General features: G+C 70.1%; 22 protein-coding genes. 12 read left to right on the forward strand and 10 right to left on the reverse strand.

Translation table 11 applies throughout. The features are described from left to right. Positions 1–20: 20 nt before the first annotated feature. Together ABZ953_RS11080 and ABZ953_RS11085 are read left to right on the forward strand one after the other, a co-directional pair. Positions 21–1,241: a dipeptide ABC transporter ATP-binding protein gene (locus ABZ953_RS11080; RefSeq protein WP_361720995.1), complete on the forward strand. Its 1,221-nt coding sequence runs from the start codon at positions 21–23 to the stop codon at positions 1,239–1,241. A gap of 121 nt (positions 1,242–1,362) precedes the next feature. Further along, positions 1,363–2,754, forward strand: coding sequence for a M1 family metallopeptidase (locus ABZ953_RS11085; RefSeq protein ID WP_361720306.1), 1,392 nt, complete (start codon positions 1,363–1,365; stop codon positions 2,752–2,754). On the opposite strand, the gene ABZ953_RS11090 is transcribed toward ABZ953_RS11085, so the two are convergent. Next, positions 2,726–2,965 (reverse strand): hypothetical protein, encoded by a 240-nt coding sequence (locus tag ABZ953_RS11090; RefSeq protein ID WP_361720309.1) that lies wholly within the window; start codon positions 2,963–2,965, stop codon positions 2,726–2,728. The two genes, ABZ953_RS11085 and ABZ953_RS11090, sit on opposite strands and share 29 nt — an antisense overlap. 220 nt (positions 2,966–3,185) lie before the next feature. Here ABZ953_RS11090 and ABZ953_RS11095 point away from each other — a divergent pair, with 220 nt between their 5' ends. After that, complete coding sequence (locus ABZ953_RS11095; RefSeq protein ID WP_361720312.1) at positions 3,186–3,860, forward strand: trimeric intracellular cation channel family protein; 675 nt, start codon at positions 3,186–3,188, stop codon at positions 3,858–3,860. Between the two features lie 121 nt (positions 3,861–3,981). Next, a complete protein-coding gene (locus tag ABZ953_RS11100) occupies positions 3,982–4,860 on the forward strand; it encodes a thioesterase family protein (protein WP_361720998.1) in 879 nt (292 codons plus the stop codon). On the opposite strand, the gene ABZ953_RS11105 is transcribed toward ABZ953_RS11100, so the two are convergent. Beyond that, a complete protein-coding gene (locus ABZ953_RS11105) occupies positions 4,857–5,705 on the reverse strand; it encodes an alpha/beta fold hydrolase (protein WP_361720315.1) in 849 nt (282 codons plus the stop codon). The genes ABZ953_RS11100 and ABZ953_RS11105 overlap by 4 nt on opposite strands. A gap of 74 nt (positions 5,706–5,779) precedes the next feature. Beyond that, positions 5,780–6,412 (reverse strand): TetR family transcriptional regulator, encoded by a 633-nt coding sequence (locus ABZ953_RS11110; RefSeq protein WP_361720318.1) that lies wholly within the window; start codon positions 6,410–6,412, stop codon positions 5,780–5,782. 131 nt (positions 6,413–6,543) lie between these two features. On the opposite strand from ABZ953_RS11110, the gene ABZ953_RS11115 reads away from it, so the two are divergent. From ABZ953_RS11115 to ABZ953_RS11125, 3 genes are all read left to right on the forward strand, one after another. Then, positions 6,544–6,696, forward strand: coding sequence for a hypothetical protein (locus ABZ953_RS11115; protein WP_361720321.1), 153 nt, complete (start codon positions 6,544–6,546; stop codon positions 6,694–6,696). Between the two features lie 71 nt (positions 6,697–6,767). Beyond that, on the forward strand, positions 6,768–7,082 hold the full coding sequence (locus tag ABZ953_RS11120; RefSeq protein WP_361720324.1) for a hypothetical protein: 315 nt from the start codon (positions 6,768–6,770) through the stop codon (positions 7,080–7,082). A gap of 59 nt (positions 7,083–7,141) precedes the next feature. Then, entirely contained in the window at positions 7,142–8,311 is a 1,170-nt protein-coding gene (locus ABZ953_RS11125) for a cysteine desulfurase family protein (protein ID WP_361720327.1), read from the forward strand. An 8-nt stretch (positions 8,312–8,319) separates the two neighbouring features. Here the strand turns inward: ABZ953_RS11125 and ABZ953_RS11130 are convergent, their stop codons facing one another. Beyond that, on the reverse strand, positions 8,320–9,807 hold the full coding sequence (locus ABZ953_RS11130) for an MFS transporter (protein WP_361720330.1): 1,488 nt from the start codon (positions 9,805–9,807) through the stop codon (positions 8,320–8,322). Between the two features lie 133 nt (positions 9,808–9,940). Here ABZ953_RS11130 and ABZ953_RS11135 point away from each other — a divergent pair, with 133 nt between their 5' ends. Then, the gene (locus tag ABZ953_RS11135; protein WP_361720333.1) at positions 9,941–10,267 is read left to right on the forward strand and encodes a helix-turn-helix domain-containing protein; all 327 of its coding nucleotides are present in this window, start codon (positions 9,941–9,943) and stop codon (positions 10,265–10,267) included. A gap of 24 nt (positions 10,268–10,291) precedes the next feature. Here the strand turns inward: ABZ953_RS11135 and ABZ953_RS11140 are convergent, their stop codons facing one another. Then, positions 10,292–11,029 (reverse strand): N-acetylmuramoyl-L-alanine amidase, encoded by a 738-nt coding sequence (locus ABZ953_RS11140; protein WP_361720336.1) that lies wholly within the window; start codon positions 11,027–11,029, stop codon positions 10,292–10,294. Between the two features lie 61 nt (positions 11,030–11,090). Here ABZ953_RS11140 and mnmA point away from each other — a divergent pair, with 61 nt between their 5' ends. Beyond that, positions 11,091–12,233 (forward strand): tRNA 2-thiouridine(34) synthase MnmA, encoded by a 1,143-nt coding sequence (gene mnmA / locus ABZ953_RS11145; protein ID WP_361720339.1) that lies wholly within the window; start codon positions 11,091–11,093, stop codon positions 12,231–12,233. Here the strand turns inward: mnmA and ABZ953_RS11150 are convergent. The 3 genes from ABZ953_RS11150 to ABZ953_RS11160 all read right to left on the reverse strand — a co-directional run bounded on the left by ABZ953_RS11150 (position 12,230) and on the right by ABZ953_RS11160 (position 13,531). Further along, positions 12,230–12,415, reverse strand: a complete 186-nt coding sequence (locus ABZ953_RS11150) for a DUF397 domain-containing protein (protein WP_361720342.1) — start codon at positions 12,413–12,415, stop codon at positions 12,230–12,232. The two genes, mnmA and ABZ953_RS11150, sit on opposite strands and share 4 nt — an antisense overlap. A gap of 62 nt (positions 12,416–12,477) precedes the next feature. Continuing rightward, on the reverse strand, positions 12,478–12,663 hold the full coding sequence (locus tag ABZ953_RS11155; protein ID WP_361720345.1) for a DUF397 domain-containing protein: 186 nt from the start codon (positions 12,661–12,663) through the stop codon (positions 12,478–12,480). A 13-nt stretch (positions 12,664–12,676) separates the two neighbouring features. Continuing rightward, positions 12,677–13,531, reverse strand: a complete 855-nt coding sequence (locus ABZ953_RS11160) for a helix-turn-helix transcriptional regulator (protein ID WP_361720348.1) — start codon at positions 13,529–13,531, stop codon at positions 12,677–12,679. Between the two features lie 274 nt (positions 13,532–13,805). On the opposite strand from ABZ953_RS11160, the gene ABZ953_RS11165 reads away from it, so the two are divergent. Continuing rightward, positions 13,806–14,312 carry an ATP-binding protein gene (locus ABZ953_RS11165; protein WP_361720351.1) on the forward strand — a complete coding sequence of 169 codons (507 nt, stop codon included), beginning with the start codon at positions 13,806–13,808 and terminating at the stop codon, positions 14,310–14,312. Positions 14,313–14,317: 5 nt separating this feature from the next. Here the strand turns inward: ABZ953_RS11165 and ABZ953_RS11170 are convergent, their stop codons facing one another. Continuing rightward, positions 14,318–15,253, reverse strand: a complete 936-nt coding sequence (locus ABZ953_RS11170; RefSeq protein WP_361721001.1) for an NADP-dependent oxidoreductase — start codon at positions 15,251–15,253, stop codon at positions 14,318–14,320. Between the two features lie 112 nt (positions 15,254–15,365). Here ABZ953_RS11170 and ABZ953_RS11175 point away from each other — a divergent pair, with 112 nt between their 5' ends. Then, complete coding sequence (locus ABZ953_RS11175; protein ID WP_361720354.1) at positions 15,366–16,361, forward strand: helix-turn-helix domain-containing protein; 996 nt, start codon at positions 15,366–15,368, stop codon at positions 16,359–16,361. Here ABZ953_RS11175 and ABZ953_RS11180 read toward each other — a convergent pair. Next, positions 16,345–16,677: a DUF427 domain-containing protein gene (locus tag ABZ953_RS11180; protein ID WP_361720357.1), complete on the reverse strand. Its 333-nt coding sequence runs from the start codon at positions 16,675–16,677 to the stop codon at positions 16,345–16,347. The two genes, ABZ953_RS11175 and ABZ953_RS11180, sit on opposite strands and share 17 nt — an antisense overlap. A gap of 62 nt (positions 16,678–16,739) precedes the next feature. Here ABZ953_RS11180 and ABZ953_RS11185 point away from each other — a divergent pair, with 62 nt between their 5' ends. Then, the gene (locus tag ABZ953_RS11185) at positions 16,740–17,276 is read left to right on the forward strand and encodes a TIGR00730 family Rossman fold protein (RefSeq protein ID WP_361720360.1); all 537 of its coding nucleotides are present in this window, start codon (positions 16,740–16,742) and stop codon (positions 17,274–17,276) included. Positions 17,277–17,283: the final 7 nt, after the last annotated feature.

Here is a 17,283-nt window from a genome sequence, read left to right on the forward strand (position 1 = left end):
AGACCGTGAAGGGCCAGGAGATGACGATCCCGGCGCAGACGAAGAGCTCGCCCGAGCCGCTGCTCAAGGTCGACGGCCTGGTGAAGCACTTCCCCATCAAGAAGGGGCTGCTCCAGCGCCAGGTGGCGGCGGTGCAGGCGGTCGACGGGCTCTCCTTCGACGTACGCCCCGGTGAAACGCTCGGCGTGGTCGGCGAGTCCGGCTGCGGCAAGTCGACGATGGGCCGGCTGATCACGCGGCTGCTCGAACCGACCAGTGGGCGGGTCGAGTTCGAGGGTACGGACATCACGCACCTGAACACCGGCCGGATGCGTCCGCTGCGCCGGGACGTCCAGATGATCTTCCAGGACCCGTACTCGTCGCTGAACCCCCGGCACACCATCGGCACGATCGTCGGCGCGCCCTTCAAGCTCCAGGGCGTCAAGCCCGAGGGCGGCGTGAAGAAGACCGTGCAGGAGATGCTGGAGCGCGTCGGGCTCAACCCCGAGCACTACAACCGCTATCCGCACGAGTTCTCCGGCGGCCAGCGCCAGCGCATCGGCATCGCGCGGGCCCTTGCGCTGCGGCCCAAGCTGGTCGTGGCGGACGAGCCGGTGTCGGCTCTCGACGTGTCCATCCAGGCCCAGGTGGTCAACCTCCTGGACGACCTGCAGGACGAGCTCGGCCTCACGTACGTGATCATCGCGCACGACCTGTCGGTCATCCGGCACGTGTCGGACCGCATCGCGGTGATGTACCTCGGCAAGATCGTGGAGCTGGCGGACCGCAAGGACCTCTACTCCACGCCGATGCACCCGTACACCAAGGCGCTGCTCTCCGCGGTGCCGGTGCCCGACCCCAGGCGGCGCGGCGCCAAGAGCGAGCGGATCCTGCTCCGCGGTGACGTCCCCTCGCCGATCGACCCGCCCAGTGGCTGCCGCTTCCACACGCGGTGCTGGAAGGCGACGGAGATCTGCAAGACCAAGGAGCCGCCGCTGATGGCGCTCGCCACGGGGCACCAGGTGGCGTGCCACCACCCGGAGAACGCCGACGACCAGGCGCCCCAGGACACCAAGCTGCTCGCGGTGGCCAAGGAGGCGATCGAGGTGGTGACGGTGGTGCCGAAGGCGGAGGAGACCGCCTCGAAGACGGCTGCGGAACCGGAGCCTGCCGTTTCCACGGGCTCCCAGGGTTCCAAGGGTTCCAAGGGTTCCAAGGGCGACGTGGCGAAGGACGAGGGTCAGAAGTCGACTGAGTCATAAGGCAAGTTGACCCGGACAAAGTACGCGTCCTGGGTCATGTACATGCCCTAGCGGGAGAGTGCAGAGTCTGCGTGTCCGTCTCCTCGGACACCCCATCGGAACGCGTTCGAAGGGAAGACTCATGGCACTCTCCCGTTCGGCACGTCTGGGGGCGCTCGCGACCGCGGCGCTCTCCTTCTGCCTGATCGCCGCGGCCCCCGCGCCCCACCCCGGCTCCGACGGCGTCGGCGACCCGTACTTCCCCCAGCTCGGCAACGGCGGCTTCGACGTACGCCATTACGGTCTCGACATCGCCTACAACCCCGACACCGACCGCCTCGACGGCCGCACCACGATCACCGCGCGCGCCACCGAGAACCTGTCGTCCTTCGACCTGGACCTGCAAAAGCTTGACGTCACCCGGATCGAGGTGAACGGCAGACGCGCCCAGTTCACGCGCACCGGCGACGAGATACGCATCACGCCGCACTCGGCCCTGGGCAAGAACAAGAACTTCACGGTGACGGTCGCCTACGGCGGCGTGCCCGAAGCGCTCAGCGGCCCCATCGTCTTCGGCTCCGACTACGGCTGGATGAAGACGGGCGACGGCGTCTTCGTGGCCTGCGAGCCCAACGCGGCCTCCACTTGGTTCCCCTCCAGCGACCACCCCTCCGACAAGGCAGCCTTCGACATCCGCATCAAGGCGCCCAAGGGCCTCACGTCGGTCTCGAACGGCCGCCTCGTGGGGACGTACGACAAGGGCGGCCAGAGCGTCGCGCACTGGCGCTCGACCAAGCCCATGGCGACCTACCTCGCGACCGCCACCATCGGGAAGTTCGACGTGCGCACCGGGAAGACCCCGGGCGGCACGCCGATCTACGTCGCCATCGACCCGACGCTCCCCACGGGCAACGTCGACGTCTACGGCATCACGGCCGAGGTCACCGACCACTGGTCCGAGGTGTTCGGCCCGTACCCCTTCGAGGAGACCGGCGCGATCGTCGACGACATGCCGCAGGCCGGCTTCTCCCTGGAGACCCAGACCAAGCCGGTCTACTCGGCGGTCCGCAGCGAGTCGACCATCGCCCACGAGCTCGCCCACCAGTGGTTCGGCGACTCCGTCTCGGTCGGCAAGTGGAATGACATCTGGCTCAACGAGGGCTTCGCGACCTACTCGCAGTGGCTGTGGTCCGAGCACAAGAAGACCCAGTCCGCCCACGACGCCTTCCGCGCCGCCTACGCCTCCCGCCCGGCCGACTCCGCCTTCTGGCAGATCACCGTCGGCGACCCGCAGCGCGACACGATGTTCGCCTCGGCCGTCTACCAGCGCGGCGCGATGACGCTCCAAGTCCTGCGGGAGCGCATCGGCGACGAGGACTTCTTCAAGCTCATAAAGACCTGGGTGCAGCAGCACCGGTACGGCAACGCGAGCACCGCCGAGTTCGTCCGCCTCGCCGAGAAGATCTCCGGCGAACAGCTCGACGGCCTCTTCAACACCTGGCTCTTCACGAAGGGGAAGCCGGCGCTTCCGTAGCGTCTGTGGAGTCGGCGGTGCCCGTGGCGTCGGTGATCTGCCAACGGCCGACCTCGCTGTACCCGGAGTCGTAGACGGTCTCGGTGCTGCCGGGCTCCATCGCGTAGTGCCGCAGGTTGCCGCCCCAGTACCGCAGGATGCGCTCCAGCTCGTCGGCGGCCTTCCCTTCGAAGGCCGCCTCTCCCATGTCGATCTCCAGCACGAACTTCATCTCCCGCACCCTTTCCGGTGTCGTGATCAACTGCCTGTGAGGAACCCTCCCTTCAACTTTCTCATTGAAGTCCTTGTGGAGACTTTTTCTCGGCTTTCTGCGCCGACTGCCTGCTGAGGCCTGCTGTGCGGGGCATTCCGACTGGCATTCCGACCGGCAAAGTCTCAAGTCGAGGTGAGGGCGGCGCCGGACCCGTGCCGTGCGCAGGTAAGAATGGCGCGTGCTCCAGGATCTGTTCACCCCCTCCGTCCAGCACTCGCTCGACATCGTGGGGATCTTCGTCTTCGCGATCTCCGGCGCGCTGCTCGCCGTGCGCAAGAACTTCGACGTGTTCGGCATCGCCGTGCTCGCCGAGGTCACGGCGCTGGGCGGAGGGCTCTTCCGTGACCTGGTCATCGGGGCGGTGCCGCCCGCCGCCTTCACCGACCTCGGCTACTTCATCACCCCGCTGTTCGCGGCCGCGCTGGTCTTCTTCCTCCACCCGGAGGTGGAGCGCACCCAGCTCGCGGTGAACGTCTTCGACGCGATGGGGCTCGGGCTCTTCTGCGTCTCGGGCACGACCAAGGCGTACGACTACGGGCTCGGCCTCACCGCGTCGGCCGCACTCGGCCTGATGACCGCGGTGGGCGGCGGTGTGCTCCGCGACATCGTCGCCAACGAAGTGCCGTCGCTGGTCCGCTGGGACCGCGACCTGTACGCCGTACCCGCCATCGTGGGCGCGACGATGGTCGCCCTGTGCATCCGCTTCGAGGAGTTGACGGCCTTCACGAGCGGCCTCGCCGCGGTGACGACGTTCGTGCTGCGGCTGATGGCCCTGCACTACCACTGGCGGGCGCCACGCGCCTGGAACCGCCGCTCCACGGCGGTGGAGGCCGAGGTGGAGGAGACGCCTTAGGCGGGCCGGGCGGCCCGGGGCCTTCGGCGGGGGGTTGAGGCCCGCAGAAAAGCTACCGCTCAGTAGTTTCCTGTTGTACGTTGCTGCCATGGAAACGGCAGCAACGGCGGCATCGGCACACATGTCGGCGCAGACGTCGGCACAGACGTCAGCGCAGACGTCGGCCGCGCGCATCGGCGACAGCGAGTTCGACCGCGACACCGCGGTCACCCGGCGCGAGCCCGGCGTCTACGACACAGAGCTCTCCGCCGGGTGGACGATCATCAGCGCCGTCAACGGCGGCTACCTCCTCGCCGTCCTCGGCCGCGCCCTCGCGGACGCCCTCCCGCACGCCGACCCCTTCACGGTCTCCGCGCACTACCTCACCGCGTCGGCCCCCGGCCCCGCCGTGATCCGCACGGACGTGGTGCGCGCCGGCCGGACGCTCTCCACCGGACAGGCCTCGCTCTTCCAGTACGACGAGGAGGGCCGCGAGGTCGAGCGGATCCGTGTCCTCGCCTCGTACGGGGACCTCGACGAGCTGCCCGACGACGTCCGCACCACGGCCGTGCCGCCCGCCCTGCCGCCGCTCGACCAGTGCTTCGGCGCGCAGGACGCTCCCGACCACCGTCCCGTGCCCGGCAGTTCGGCCATCGCCGACCGCCTCTTCCTCAAGCTCGACCCCGCCACGCTCGGCTGGGCGCTCGGGCAGCCGTCCGGCAAGGGCGAGATGCGGGCCTGGTTCGGCCTCGCGGACGGCCGCGACGCGGACCCGCTGTCCCTGCTGCTCGCCGTCGACGCGCTGCCGCCGACCGCCTTCGAGATGGGCCTCACCGGCTGGGTCCCGACCGTGGAGCTGACGGTCCACGTCCGCCGCCGCCCGGCGCCGGGCCCGCTGCGCGTCTCGATCACCACCCGGAACCTCGCGGGCGGCTTCCTTGAGGAGGACGCGGAGGTCTGGGACAGCGAGGACCGCCTGGTGGCCCAGTCGCGCCAGCTGGCCCGGGTGCGGCTGAGCTAGCGGACGCGGAGGAAGCGGGCCAGCTCGCCGGTGAGTTCGGCGGGCGCGTCCTCCTGTACGAGGTGGCCCGCGCCCTCGATCAGACGCAACTCGGCGCCGGGGACGAGGCCCGCGAACTCCTTCCCCCTGGCCACGGGGATCCAGGGGTCCTCCGTGCCCCAGCAGATCAGGACGGGCAGCTTCAGCTCGCCGTAGCGGCCCTGGATCTCGTCGGTGTACCGCTGGTCGTTTTGCGCGATCTGCCGGTAGAAGGCGGCCTGGCCCTGCTCCGTGCACCAGGGTTCGACGAGGCGCTCAAGGACGGCCGGATGCAGTCCGCGTGGGCTCGTCGAGGCGATGTACTCGCGGATCATGGCCCGGTGCAGCGCGGGCGGCAGTTGGCTGAAGACGTCGGCGTTGGCGCCGAGCAGCCGGTACGAGGGGGAGCCCCAGGGGGCCAGGGCCACCGGGTCGACGAGGGCGAGGCGTTCGTACGCGGCGCCGTGCAGCAGATGCGCCCGCAGCGCGACGCAGCCGCCGAAGTCGTGGGCCACGACGGCGGGCCTGTCCAGGCCCCAGTGGGCCAGGAGCCCAGCGAGGACCCGGCCCTGCGCGGCGAGCGACACGTCCTGCCCGGCTCGCATCTCCGAGGCGCCGTACCCGGGCAAGTCCCATATATACACGCGGTGTTCGGCGGAGAGCGCGCGGGCGACGGCCCGCCAGACGTACGACGAGAACGGCGTGCCGTGGACGAGGACGACCGGCGGGGCGTCGGCGGGGCCGAGGGTGGCCCAGCGGACGGTGCCGGTGGGTCCCGCGAAGGTCTGGTCGAGGTCCCAGGAGTCGCTTACGCGTGCAGCCGTCATGACCGTTAGGCTAATAGCTCCTTACGGATGCGTCGAGCGTCCCGGGCGGGGTCGAGCGTCCGGATGGGGGCGTGTCAGCGCCCGTCCGTCCAGTGTTCGCGGCCCAGGCCCACCAGGCGCAGCTGCCTGCGGGCCACGTCGGCTACCCGCGCCTCCTCCGTCGTCCCGGGTCCCGCGTCGAGGAACGCGGACGCGGTCATCACCATGTGGTCGACGTACATTCCGGCCAGCATCAGCAGATCGTCCTCGGTCCACCCGTCGGTCGGCGCCTCCGCGGCGAACTGCCGCGCCACCTCCTGTGCGAACAGGGCGAGCTGGGCGCCGATCGCGTCCCGCACCGCCCGGACCCCACCGTGCCGCTCGCGGGCGATGAAGCGGACGTGGGCCGGATGCGCGTGGACGTACGCGGCTATCAACTCGACCGTGCCCGCGATGCGCTGCTCGCTGTCGCCGGTCTCCGACGCCAGCATCGCGGTGAGGGTCGTGTGCAGGCTGCCGAGCGTCTCCTCGACCAGGGTCACGCCCAGGTCGGCGGTGTCGCGGAAGTGCCGGTAGAAGGCGGTGGGGGCGACGCCCGCGGCGCGGGTGACCTCGCGCAGGCCCAGGCTGCTGAGGCTCTGCTCCTCCAGCAGCTGGAGCGCCGCGTCGAGGAGGGCCTGCCGGGTCTTCTGCTTCTGGACCTGCCGGGGGCCGAGGGTGTGACTCATGCCATGCAGTTAACAACTGTTCTCCGAGTTTTGAAAGCCGGAGAAGGAGTACTCTCTAGTCAGTGAACAACTGTAACCACAATCGTTCACCGAACTGAGACTACCCGAGACGACCCGAGAGAGGGATCTCCATGCTCTTCCTTGTCGCCGCCCTTCTGCTGCTGGGTGTCGCCATGGGTTCCGTGGCACACGCCCCGCTTCCGGTCAGCCTGATCGCCGCCGCCGTCATCGGTGTGTGGCTCCTGGTCTTCGCCCTCCGCGAGCGCCACGCGCGGCACCGCTGACCATCGCCGGACGCCGCTGATCCGCTCCGTACGACCTCCGTACGACACCTTCACCTGTCAGGAGTCGCACCATGGCACTCACCGCAGAACGCCCCACCGAAAGCACCGTCGAAAGCGCCACCGAGAGCGCTCCCGAGCGCCCCACCGGCCGCCGGGACACCAACGGGATGGCCGTCGCCTCCTTCGTCCTCGGCCTGCTCGGACTGCTCGTCCTGAACATCTTTCTCGGGCCCGTCGCGATCGTCCTCGCGGGCATCGCCCTGTGGCGCGGCACCGCCCGAAAGGGCCGTGCGCTGCTCGGACTCGGCCTCGGCGTGGCCGACCTCGTCGTGCTCGTCGTGCTCGTCTCGATGGACAACACCGTGTCCTGGGGTCTCGCAGGCTGATACGGCCGGGGTACCGCCGGGGCAGAGGGTGCCGCGCGGCTCGTAGAATCGTGCCCACCATGGCCTACCTCGACCACGCAGCGACCACTCCGATGCTCCCGGAAGCGATCGCGGCGATGACCGCGCAGATCGCCGTCACCGGCAACGCCTCCTCGCTGCACGCGGCCGGGCGGCGGGCGCGACGCACCGTCGAGGAGGCCCGCGAGACGCTCGCCGAGTCACTCGGCGCGCGCCCCAGCGAGACCGTCTTCACGTCCGGCGGCACCGAGGCCGACAACCTCGCCGTCAAGGGCCTGTACTGGGCGCGCCGCGCCGAGCAACCCACCCGCACCCGCGTGCTCGCCAGCCCCGTCGAGCACCACGCCGTCCTCGACGCCGTGCACTGGCTCGGGGAACACGAGGGCGCCACCGTCGAATACCTGCCGGTCGACCGGTACGGCCGCGTCCACCCCGACGTGCTGCGCGAGGCGATCGAGCGCAACCCCGACGACGTCGCCCTGGCCACCGTCATGTGGGCCAACAACGAGATCGGCACGATCCTGCCGATCCGTGAACTGGCCGACGTGGCCCAGGAGTTCGGCGTCCCGCTGCACGCCGACGCCGTCCAGGCCTACGGCCAGCTCGCCGTCGACTTCGGCGCCTCCGGGCTCGCCGCCATGACCGTTTCCGGCCACAAGATCGGTGGTCCGTACGGCATCGGGGCGCTGCTGCTCGGCCGCGAGTACAGCCCCGTGCCCGTGCTGCACGGTGGCGGCCAGGAGCGGCACGTGCGCTCCGGGACGCTCGACGTGCCCGCCGTCGCCGCGTTCGCCGTCGCCGGTGAGCATGCCGCGGCGCACCGCGAGCGGTTCGCCACGGAGGTCGGCGCGCTCCGCGACGATCTGGTGACGGCCGTCCGCGCGGCCGTACCCGAGGCGATCCTCGGCGGCGACCCCGCCCCGGAAGGCCGCCTCCCCGCCAACGCGCACTTCACCTTCCCCGGCTGCGAGGGCGACTCGCTCCTGCTGCTCCTCGACGCGCAGGGCATCGAGTGCTCCACCGGCTCCGCCTGCACGGCGGGCATCGCCCAGCCCAGCCACGTCCTGCTCGCCACCGGCACCGACCCCGACCTGGCCCGCGGCACCCTCCGCTTCTCGCTCGGCCACACGTCGACGAAGGCGGACGTGGACGCGGTGGCGGCGGCGATCGGTCCGGCGGTCGAGCGGGCCCGGTCGGCGGGGCTGAGCTAGGGACCCGATCACCTCGGCGTGAGCGTGGCGTCCTCTGCGGTGCTCCGGGCGGGCGCGGTGTCCGGCGCGGGCGTGCCGGCCCGTCGCGGCAGGCTCAGAGCGATGAGGAGACCTGCGACCATGCCTGCCGCGGTGAGCAGGACGACGAGGAATTCCCCGTCCGCGGTGGCTTCCCTCAGGGCGTCGCCCGCTTTCCCTCCGGTATCGGCGTCGGCGACGGCGGTGAGGACGGCGAGGCCGATGGCGTTGCCGATGTTGAGAGTGGTGGAGGCCATGCCGTTGGCGATGCCCTGCTCCTCGGCGGCGACGTCGGTGGATGCGGTGATCCACATGGCGGTCCAGACGATGCCCTGGCCGACTCCGGAGAGCACCAGGCCGGGCAGCGCCGTGAGGTAGGTGGCACCGGCGTCGAAGCCCAGCGCGAGAACGGCGGTGCCGACGGCGCCGATGATGAACCCCGCGATCAGAGTGGTGCGGGTGCCGTGGCGCGTCGTCAGTCGTTCCCCGAGCTGAGTGCCGACGGCGATCGCGATGGACGGGACGAGGAACGCGAGACCGGTCTCCAGGGCGCTGTAGCCGTGCACGGTCTGCATCAGGACCGTGAGGAAGTACGGCAGCGTGCCGAAGGTGGCCATGTAGAGGAAGGTCACCGAAATGCCGACGCTCAGGTTGCGATTCCGGAAGAGGCGGAAGGGCATGAGCGGGTCGTTGCTGCGCGCCTCGACGACCGCGAAGGCGACGAGGAGAACCCCGGCGGCGGCGAAGGCGGCGAGCACGGTCGCGGAGGTCCAGCCCATCTCCGGGCCCTCGACCAGAGCGAAGACCAGGAGGGTGGAGCCACCGGTGGCGATCAGCGCGCCGGGCAGGTCGAACCTGCGCTTTCCGGTCCGCTCCGGGTCGCGCGGGATGACGGCGAGGGCGGCCAGGGCCACGGCACCGGCCAGCGGCACGTTCACGTAGAAGACGGCGGGCCAGCCGAAGCTTTCCGTGAGGATGCCGCCGAGGAGCGCGCCGGCGGTCAATCCGCTGGCTCCGGCGCCGCCCCAGACAGCGAGCGCCTTGTTGCGCTTGGGCCCCTCCGTGAACAGCGTGTTGATCAGAGAGAGCGTCGAGGGCAGCAGCAGCGCACCTCCGATGCCTTGGACGGCACGCGCGGCGACGATGACGGTCGGGCTCTCTGCCAGGCCGCCGGCCAGGGAGGAAGCGGCGTAGACGGTCAGGGCGAGGATGAAGATCCGGCGACGCCCGAAGAGGTCGGCGGCGCGTCCGCCCAGCAGCAGGAAGCCACCTGCGAAGACGACGTAGGCGCTGACCACCAACTGCTGGGTCTGTCCCGGGAATCCGAGGTCGGAGCCGATGTCGGGCAGTGCGACGAAGACGATGTTCAGGTCGAGGGAGAAGATCAGCTGCGCCAGGGCCAGCAGCGCCAGGATCCAGCCCAGCCGTGGTGGCCCTGAGGCGGATGCGCCTGTCGGCGGCGTGGGTGCAGTGGACATGGGAGGTCAGCCCCTTTTCGGTCATGGGCGGGCAGCCCGGTGAGTACGGCTGTACGTATATTGACGAACAGTCGTAGTGTTCACAAGGGGCCGCTCTGGGCAGATTGAACGACTGTCGCGGTACAGTAGGACAATGATGTCCCGCCATCCCGACCGCGATCAGATCCGGATCGAGGCTGTCCTCTCCGCGCTGGGGCACCCCATGCGGCTGACCGTCGTCCGTGTCCTGAGCGATGGGGGAGAGCACAACTGCGGGAGCATTCTGGACGATGTGTCGAAGTCGACCATGACCCACCACTGGCGCGTCCTGCGGGACAGCGGCGTCATCTGGCAGCGGCCCTCGGGCCGGGAGAACCTGCTGTCGCTGCGGCGCGAGGACCTCGACATCCGCTATCCGGGCCTGCTCGACGCCATCCTCGAAGGGGCCCGGCTCGACGCCGAGTCCGAACGGGCCCGGTGAGCGAGCCCGCGGCAAGAAACCGGGCTAGGACTTCTCGGGCCCCTCAGTTGCCTTCGGTGGCTTCTTCGGCAGGCCTCGCTCCTCCTGTGTCTCCTGCGCATCCCGTGCCTTCCGCACCAGACGCAGATATCGGTCCCAGTCCCAGTGCGGGCCCGGGTCCGTGTGGTCCGTGCCCGGTACCTCCACGTGGCCGACGATGTGCTCGCGGTCCACGGGGAAGTCGTACCGCCTGCATATCCCGGCGGTGAGCCGCGCCGAAGCCGCGTACATCTCATCCGTGAAGGAGGACTTCTTGTCGACGAAGCCCTCGTGCTCGATGCCGATGCTGCGTTCGTTCCAGCTCTTGTTGCCCGCGTGGAAGGCCACGTCCAGCTCGCGGATCATCTGGGCTATGTGCCCGTCCTTGCGCACCACGTAGTGCGCGGCGGCGCCGTGCGCCGGGTCCTTGAAGACCCGCAGCGCCGTGTCGTATCCCCCCTGGACGACGTGGATGACGACGCGGTCGATCGTGTAGTCGTCGGGGCGGTCGGCGCGTCGCCAGTTGTAGTCCGACGCGGCGACCCACTGGGCGCCCCGTGCGTCGACCTCGCCCTCCTTGCGCCGTTTGACCACGCCGGGCAGCCGCCACCACAGCCGCCCCAGCTCGTCCTTGGCCAGCACCACCGTGCCGACGGCCGCCGCGGCGCCGCCGATCAGCAGGGTGCGCCGGTCGACCCCGCGCCGCACCGGCTGCTCGCTCGCGCCCTCGGTTTCTTCCCCCATGTGATCGTCAACGCTTACTCACGGGCATCCGGTTCCCATCGCCCCGTACCCTGTTAGGGCTATGACTTTGACCCCGCAGCGTCCCGAGCGTCCCCAGCGCCCTCTCCGCGTTCTCGCCGCCATGTCCGGCGGCGTGGATTCCGCCGTCGCAGCCGCCCGCGCCGCCGAGGCCGGGCACGACGTGACAGGAGTGCACCTCGCGCTCTCGGCGAACCCGCAATCGTTCCGCACGGGCGCGCGGGGCTGTTGCACCATCGAGGACTCGCGCGACGCCCGCCGCGCCGCGGACGTCATCGGCATCCCCTTCTACGTGTGGGATCTCGCCGAGCGGTTCCGCGAGGACGTGGTCGAGGACTTCATCGCGGAGTACGAGGCGGGGCGCACGCCCAACCCGTGCCTGCGCTGCAACGAGAAGATCAAGTTCGCCGCGCTCCTCGACAAGGCGCTCGCCCTCGGCTTCGACGCGGTCGTCACCGGTCACTACGCCACGGTGGTCGTGAACGACGACGGCACCCGCGAGCTGCACCGCGCCTCGGACATGGCCAAGGACCAGTCGTACGTCCTGGGAGTCCTGGACGACCGCCAGCTCGCCCACGCCATGTTCCCCCTCGGTGACACGCTCACCACCAAGGAGGAGATCCGCGCGGAGGCCGAGCAGCGCGGGCTCGCCGTGGCCAAGAAGCCCGACAGCCACGACATCTGCTTCATCGCCGACGGTGACACCCAGGGCTTCCTCGCCTCCCGCCTCGGCAAGGCGGAGGGCGACATCGTGGACGCGTCCGGGACGGTCCTCGGCACGCACGAAGGCGCGTACGGCTACACCATCGGCCAGCGCAAGGGCCTGCGCATCGGCACCCCGGCCCCCGACGGCAAGCCGCGCTACGTCCTGGACATCTCCCCGGTGAACAACACGGTGACGGTCGGCCCCGTGGCCGACCTCGACGTGACGGGCCTGACCGCGATCAAGCCCCGCTGGTGCGGCGCGGCGCCCTCCGGCCCCGGCACGTACACCGCCCAGCTGCGGGCGCACGGCGGCGAGACGCCGGTGCGCGCGGAGCTGGTCGACGGCTCGGAGCTGCGCGTCTCCTTCGAGGAGCCCGTACGCGGCGTGGCCCCCGGCCAGGCGATCGTGCTCTACGACGGCACGCGGGTGGTCGGCTCGGCGACGATCGCGACGACGGAGCGGGCGACGGCGGGCGTCTAGGTGGTTCGCTGCCGCAGGCTCCGTATCAGAGCCTCCAGCGCGCCCCGGTCCGTCGCCAGCACGGCGGCCGGGTTCTCGCTGTCCCGGAGTGCGATGTCGTCACCGATCGTCGTGGCGACCTCAACGCACGCGTTGCCAGAGGCTTCCGAGAACGAGGACTTCAGCCACTTCAGATCGGGCATAACTGGTACCTCTGCAGGTCTCCGGCGATTCAAGGATTCGTTCACGGCCCGGTAGCGGGCGTCTAGACGGTTCGCCGCCGCAGGCTCCGTATGAGAGCGTCCAGCGCGGCCCGGTCCGTCGCCACCATGTCGGCCGGGTTCTCGCTCTCTCGGAGTGCGATGCCGTCGCTGCGGGTGGCGGCGACTTCGACGCAGTTGTTGCCGCCGCCGCCGCAGAACGAAGAACGCTGCCAATCACTCTTGACCATGTGCCAAGCCCCTTCAGCACTCGCGCGCGATGGAGCGGATCAGCTCCTGCGACTCCTTCGGAGGCAGCGCTGACCGTTCCATCAGATCCAGAAGGGAACGATAGTTCGCCAACGGGATCGGGGCATCAACGAAGTGTGCGCCAAGGGCTGTATCCAGCTGCACGGTGTCCAGTTGCGGCAGTGCCCCTTCCGCGTACAAGACCGACTGCCCGGCCCCGTGAAACGCTCCAGCGCTGAACGGGATGACCAGCAACGTCACGTTGTCGCGGTCGGCAGCGTCGGCGAGGTGGGCCAGTTGCTTGCGGGCTACGTCGGGGCCGCCGAACTGCAGGCGCAGGGCTGCTTCGTGGATGACTCCGACGTACGGAGTCGGGTTCTCGTCGGTAAAGATTGCCTGGCGCCTGAGTCGGTGAGCAACCCGTAGCTCGACATCCAGGCGTGACAGTTTCGGAACCGTCAACTCGAAGATCGCGCGAGCGTGTTCCTCTGTTTGGAACAAGCCAGGTAGATGCACGGTCTGAGCTGTACGAATGCGGGTCGCGTAGTGCTCCACTTCCGAGACCTCCAAATGGCCATCGGGGAGCTTGCCGCGGTACTCGTCCCACCAGTGGCTGGCTCGCCGTGGACCCGTCAGTCCGGCCAGCGCATCGACGAGTGCAGGCTCGGGGCACTTGTAGTGACAGGCCAGTTGTCGCACCCGCTCCTCACTGAGGCCGGTGCGTCCAGCTTCTATGTTGGAAATCATCGTCCGGTCCGCGCCGAGGAGCGAAGCGGCTTCCTGGACGGACAACCCTGCCTGTTCGCGCAGTCGGCGCAGCTCAGTTGCCAGGCGGCGATGACGGCTTGTAGGGGCGTTTCGTGGGGCCATGAGTCCTCATCTCGTGCGCGCGATCAGTCTGGCAGCGCCCCTTAATGCCGTCTAGTGAGTCAGGCAACTATGCACTCGTTAGTGGAAGTTGACTCACATGTGAATCGCAATGCCCTACGGTGTGAGTCAGGTCGCCCTTCGGCCCCACGCTCAGCGGAAGCGCACCGGGACTACACCGGCAGGCACACCGCCCTGACGCGAGGACCGGAAGCCCCTGGCCCACATTCACGTCCACGCGCTCCCCCAGAGCGCCCCGCACCAATGGAGGTGCCGCGTGAGTTCATTCCTCGACGTCCAACCCGACGATCCGTACTCCCCACCTGACCCCACCCCCCTCCCCTTCACCGCCCCCTGGAGCTACGAACTCCACTTTCCCTGCGACCCCCGCAGCCCGGGAGTCGCCCGCCTCACCCTTCGCGCCGTACTCGCCGCCCATCAGCTCGGTGAACTCACGGACCGGGCGGAGCTGTTGACCACAGAGCTCGCCACGAACTCCGTGCGGCACACCAAGGGCCCCGCCTCCGTGCGCCTGCACTGGCTCTGCCCCGTGCTGCGGGTCAGCGTGTGGGACATGAGCCCGGATCTGCCGCCGCTCGCCCCACCCCCACCGGTGAGCGTGCACGCGGACAGTGGCCGGGGGCTGGTCATCCTCGACACCGTGGCCGACCGCTGGGGCGGGTGCGCCATAGGGGAGGGGCTGTACGGGGACGGGCCGGGCGGCAAGACCATGTGGTTCGAGCTGGCCCTCCGCCAGGCGCCGCCGCCCGCCCTCGTGGCCTGAGCCGGTCAGGCGACGCTGAGCACGATCTTGCCCTGGGTGCGGCCCTGCTCTCCGCGCGTGTGGGCCTTCGCCGCCTCCTCCAGAGGGATGACCGTGTCGATCTCGACGCGGAGCTTCCCCTCGTCGACCAGGCGGGCGACTTCGAGGAGGCCCAGGCGGTCCGGCTCGACGACCGTCCAGCCCGTGTGTACGCCGAGTTCCCGCGCCCGAGCCGGGTCCGGGAGGCCGCCGGGGTCGGGCAGGGTCACCAGATGGCCGCCGGGGCGGATGATTTCGAGGGACCGGGCACCGTACGCGCCGCCCACCCCGTCCAGGACCACGTCCACGTCGCGGACGGCCTCAGCGAAGTCCACGCGCGTGTAGTCGACGATTTCGTCCGCGCCGAGACCGCGCAGGAAGTCGTGCTTCTCCTCGCGCGCGGTGCCGATGACGTACGCGCCGTGCGCCTTGGCGATCTGCACGGCGAGGTGGCCCACGCCACCGGCCGCCGCGTGGATCAGCACGCGCTGCCCGGCGCGGAGCCCGGCCGTCTCGATCAGGCCCTGCCAGGCGGTGAGCGCCGCGAGGGGCAGTGCGGCGGCCTGGATGTGGTCGATGCCCCGCGGCTTGGGAGCGAAGCGTCGGGCGGGCGCCGCGACGAACTCGGCGTATCCGCCGGTCTGTTCGGGGAAGCGCGGCATGCCGAAGACCTCGTCGCCCGGCTGGTAGAGGGTCACTCCGGGGCCGACCTCCTCGACGACGCCCGAGACGTCGTAGCCGAGGATCGGCGTGTCCCCCCAGGTGCCGAAGGTGCCCTCCGCGCGGGTCTTCCAGTCGACGGGATTGACGCCCGCCGCGTGGACCCGGACCAGGATCTCGGTCAGGCCGGGCTCGGGGCGGTCCACCTCTACGGGGACCAGGTTCTCGGGGGCGCCCCAGGCGCGGGGGCTGACGGCACGCATCTTCATGGTCCTGAGCTTTCTGTAGCGGCAAAAGGGCTGGCGGGACCAAGAGTGCGGCGGTACGGGCGAGCACGGTGCTGGCAGTTTGGCCATCATGTGACAGGATTCGGCCATGAACCTCAATGGCCTCGGTGACCGCGACGGCGCCCACCGGGTGGCCGTCATCGCTCTGGACGGCGTGTACGCCTTCGAGCTGGGCATCCCGTCCCGGGTGTTCGGCAACGCGCTGAACGACCGCGGAGAGCCGCTCTACGACGTCGTCGTCTGCACCGTGGACGGACGTCCGGTGCGCACGGACTCCGGCTTCACGGTGGTGGCCGAGCACGGGCCCGAGGCCCTGGATACGGCGGACACCGTGGTGATCCCGCCGACCCGCAGCTTCGACAGCGGCATGGAGGGCGGCGAGCTGCCCCAGGGCGTCGTCGCCGCGCTGGGGCGGATCAGGCCCGGCACCCGCATCGTGTCCTTCTGCAACGCCTCGTACGTCCTCGCGGCGGTCGGCCTCCTCGACGGGCGCCCCGCGACGACGCACTGGCACGTGGCCCGCGACTTCCAGCGGGCCTTCCCCCGGATCAAGGTCGACGCGGACGTCCTCTTCGTGGACGACGGCGACGTGCTGACGGCGGCGGGCGTCGCGGCGGGGATCGACCTCTGCCTCCACGTCGTACGACGCGACCACGGCGCCGCCGTCGCCAACCACGTCGCCCGCGTCTGCGTCGTACCGCCCTGGCGCGACGGCGGGCAGGCACAGTACATCGAGCGGCCCGTCCCCGAGCCGACCCTCGCCACGACGGCCGCCACGCGCGCGTGGGCCCTCGAACGGCTCCATGAGCCGCTGCCCCTCGGCGAGCTGGCCGCCCACGCGCGCATGAGCCTGCGCACCTTCACGCGGCGCTTCCAGGAGGAGGTCGGCATGTCGCCGGGGCGCTGGCTGACCGCCCAGCGCATCGAACTCGCCCGGCAGCTCCTGGAGTCGAGCGACCTGCCCGTGGACGTGGTCGCCCACCGCTCCGGCTTCGGCACCGGCAACTCCCTGCGCCAGCACATGCGTGCCGTGCTCGGCGTCTCGCCGGTCGCCTACCGGCGGACCTTCACGGCTGCTTCGTGACCTCTGCCTCGTAGAAGCAGAAGTGGTCCTTGATCCCGGCCACGGCGGGCTTCGGCTCCGGGTAGGCCCACACCGAGTCGGGGGAGTCCGGCAGCGACCAGTAGGAGGCCGTTCCCTTGAACGGGCAGTACGTAGTGGTCTCCGACGGAGTCAGCAGGTCCGTGCGCACGTCCTCCGGAGGGAGGTAGTGGCGCACCGGGTAGCCCGTCTCGCTCAGCAGCAGCGGACGACGGCTCTCGGCGACGACCTGCCCGTCGCGCTCCACGCGCACGTGGTCCGTGCCCTGCTCGACAGTGATCCGGTGTCCCGCGGTCATGAGATGCCCTCCTCGACGAGTGCTCTACGCGTGCCTTACGGGACGGAACGTACCGTGAGCGCATGAACATCTGCGTCTTCCTCTCCGCCGCCGACCTCGACGACCGCTACACCCGCCCGGCCCGCGAATTCGCCGAACTGCTCGGCAAGGGCGGCCACACCCTGGTGTGGGGCGGCTCCGAGAGCGGTCTGATGAAGGTCGTGGCGGACGGCGTGCACGAGGCGGGCGGGCGGCTCGTCGGTGTCTCCGTGGACTTTCTCGCCGCGAAGGCGAGGCAGGTCGCCGAGCCTCACGAGATGGTGATCGCGCGCGACCTCGCCGAGCGCAAGGCGCTGCTCCTGGCGAAGGCCGACGCCGTCGTGATCATGGTGGGCGGCACCGGCACGCTCGACGAGGCCACCGAGATCCTGGAGCTGAAGAAGCACGGCAAGCCGGTCGTCCTGCTGAACTCCGCGGGGTTCTACGACGGCCTCAAGGAGCAGTTCCGCCGCATGGAGGACGAGGGATTCCTGCCTCTGCCGCTGACCGACCTCGTCTTCTTCGCCGAGGAGCCCGTCGGCGCCCTCGCCTACCTGGAAGAATCGTTCGGCACGCAGTGATGCGAGC

The sequence above is a fragment of the Streptomyces sp. NPDC046465 genome, from assembly GCF_040646035.1.
Taxonomy (GTDB): Bacteria; Actinomycetota; Actinomycetes; order Streptomycetales; family Streptomycetaceae; genus Streptomyces.

Coding starts and splice junctions, on each gene's coding strand:
- ABZ953_RS11140 (WP_361720336.1), bottom strand. CDS start 11,029: ATGGGGGAAGAAACCGAGGGCGCGAGCGAGCAGCCGGTGCGGCGCGGG.
- ABZ953_RS11180 (WP_361720357.1), bottom strand. CDS start 16,677: ATGACCGCGGGACACCGGATCACTGTCGAGCAGGGCACGGACCACGTG.
- ABZ953_RS11085 (WP_361720306.1), top strand. CDS start 1,363: ATGGCACTCTCCCGTTCGGCACGTCTGGGGGCGCTCGCGACCGCGGCG.
- ABZ953_RS11125 (WP_361720327.1), top strand. CDS start 7,142: ATGGCCTACCTCGACCACGCAGCGACCACTCCGATGCTCCCGGAAGCG.
- ABZ953_RS11110 (WP_361720318.1), bottom strand. CDS start 6,412: ATGAGTCACACCCTCGGCCCCCGGCAGGTCCAGAAGCAGAAGACCCGG.
- ABZ953_RS11170 (WP_361721001.1), bottom strand. CDS start 15,253: ATGCGTGCCGTCAGCCCCCGCGCCTGGGGCGCCCCCGAGAACCTGGTC.
- ABZ953_RS11105 (WP_361720315.1), bottom strand. CDS start 5,705: ATGACGGCTGCACGCGTAAGCGACTCCTGGGACCTCGACCAGACCTTC.
- ABZ953_RS11185 (WP_361720360.1), top strand. CDS start 16,740: ATGAACATCTGCGTCTTCCTCTCCGCCGCCGACCTCGACGACCGCTAC.
- ABZ953_RS11115 (WP_361720321.1), top strand. CDS start 6,544: ATGCTCTTCCTTGTCGCCGCCCTTCTGCTGCTGGGTGTCGCCATGGGT.
- ABZ953_RS11150 (WP_361720342.1), bottom strand. CDS start 12,415: ATGCCCGATCTGAAGTGGCTGAAGTCCTCGTTCTCGGAAGCCTCTGGC.
- mnmA (WP_361720339.1), top strand. CDS start 11,091: ATGACTTTGACCCCGCAGCGTCCCGAGCGTCCCCAGCGCCCTCTCCGC.
- ABZ953_RS11080 (WP_361720995.1), top strand. CDS start 21: ATGACGATCCCGGCGCAGACGAAGAGCTCGCCCGAGCCGCTGCTCAAG.
- ABZ953_RS11090 (WP_361720309.1), bottom strand. CDS start 2,965: ATGAAGTTCGTGCTGGAGATCGACATGGGAGAGGCGGCCTTCGAAGGG.
- ABZ953_RS11100 (WP_361720998.1), top strand. CDS start 3,982: ATGTCGGCGCAGACGTCGGCACAGACGTCAGCGCAGACGTCGGCCGCG.
- ABZ953_RS11155 (WP_361720345.1), bottom strand. CDS start 12,663: ATGGTCAAGAGTGATTGGCAGCGTTCTTCGTTCTGCGGCGGCGGCGGC.
- ABZ953_RS11160 (WP_361720348.1), bottom strand. CDS start 13,531: ATGGCCCCACGAAACGCCCCTACAAGCCGTCATCGCCGCCTGGCAACT.
- ABZ953_RS11130 (WP_361720330.1), bottom strand. CDS start 9,807: ATGTCCACTGCACCCACGCCGCCGACAGGCGCATCCGCCTCAGGGCCA.
- ABZ953_RS11135 (WP_361720333.1), top strand. CDS start 9,941: ATGATGTCCCGCCATCCCGACCGCGATCAGATCCGGATCGAGGCTGTC.
- ABZ953_RS11120 (WP_361720324.1), top strand. CDS start 6,768: ATGGCACTCACCGCAGAACGCCCCACCGAAAGCACCGTCGAAAGCGCC.
- ABZ953_RS11175 (WP_361720354.1), top strand. CDS start 15,366: ATGAACCTCAATGGCCTCGGTGACCGCGACGGCGCCCACCGGGTGGCC.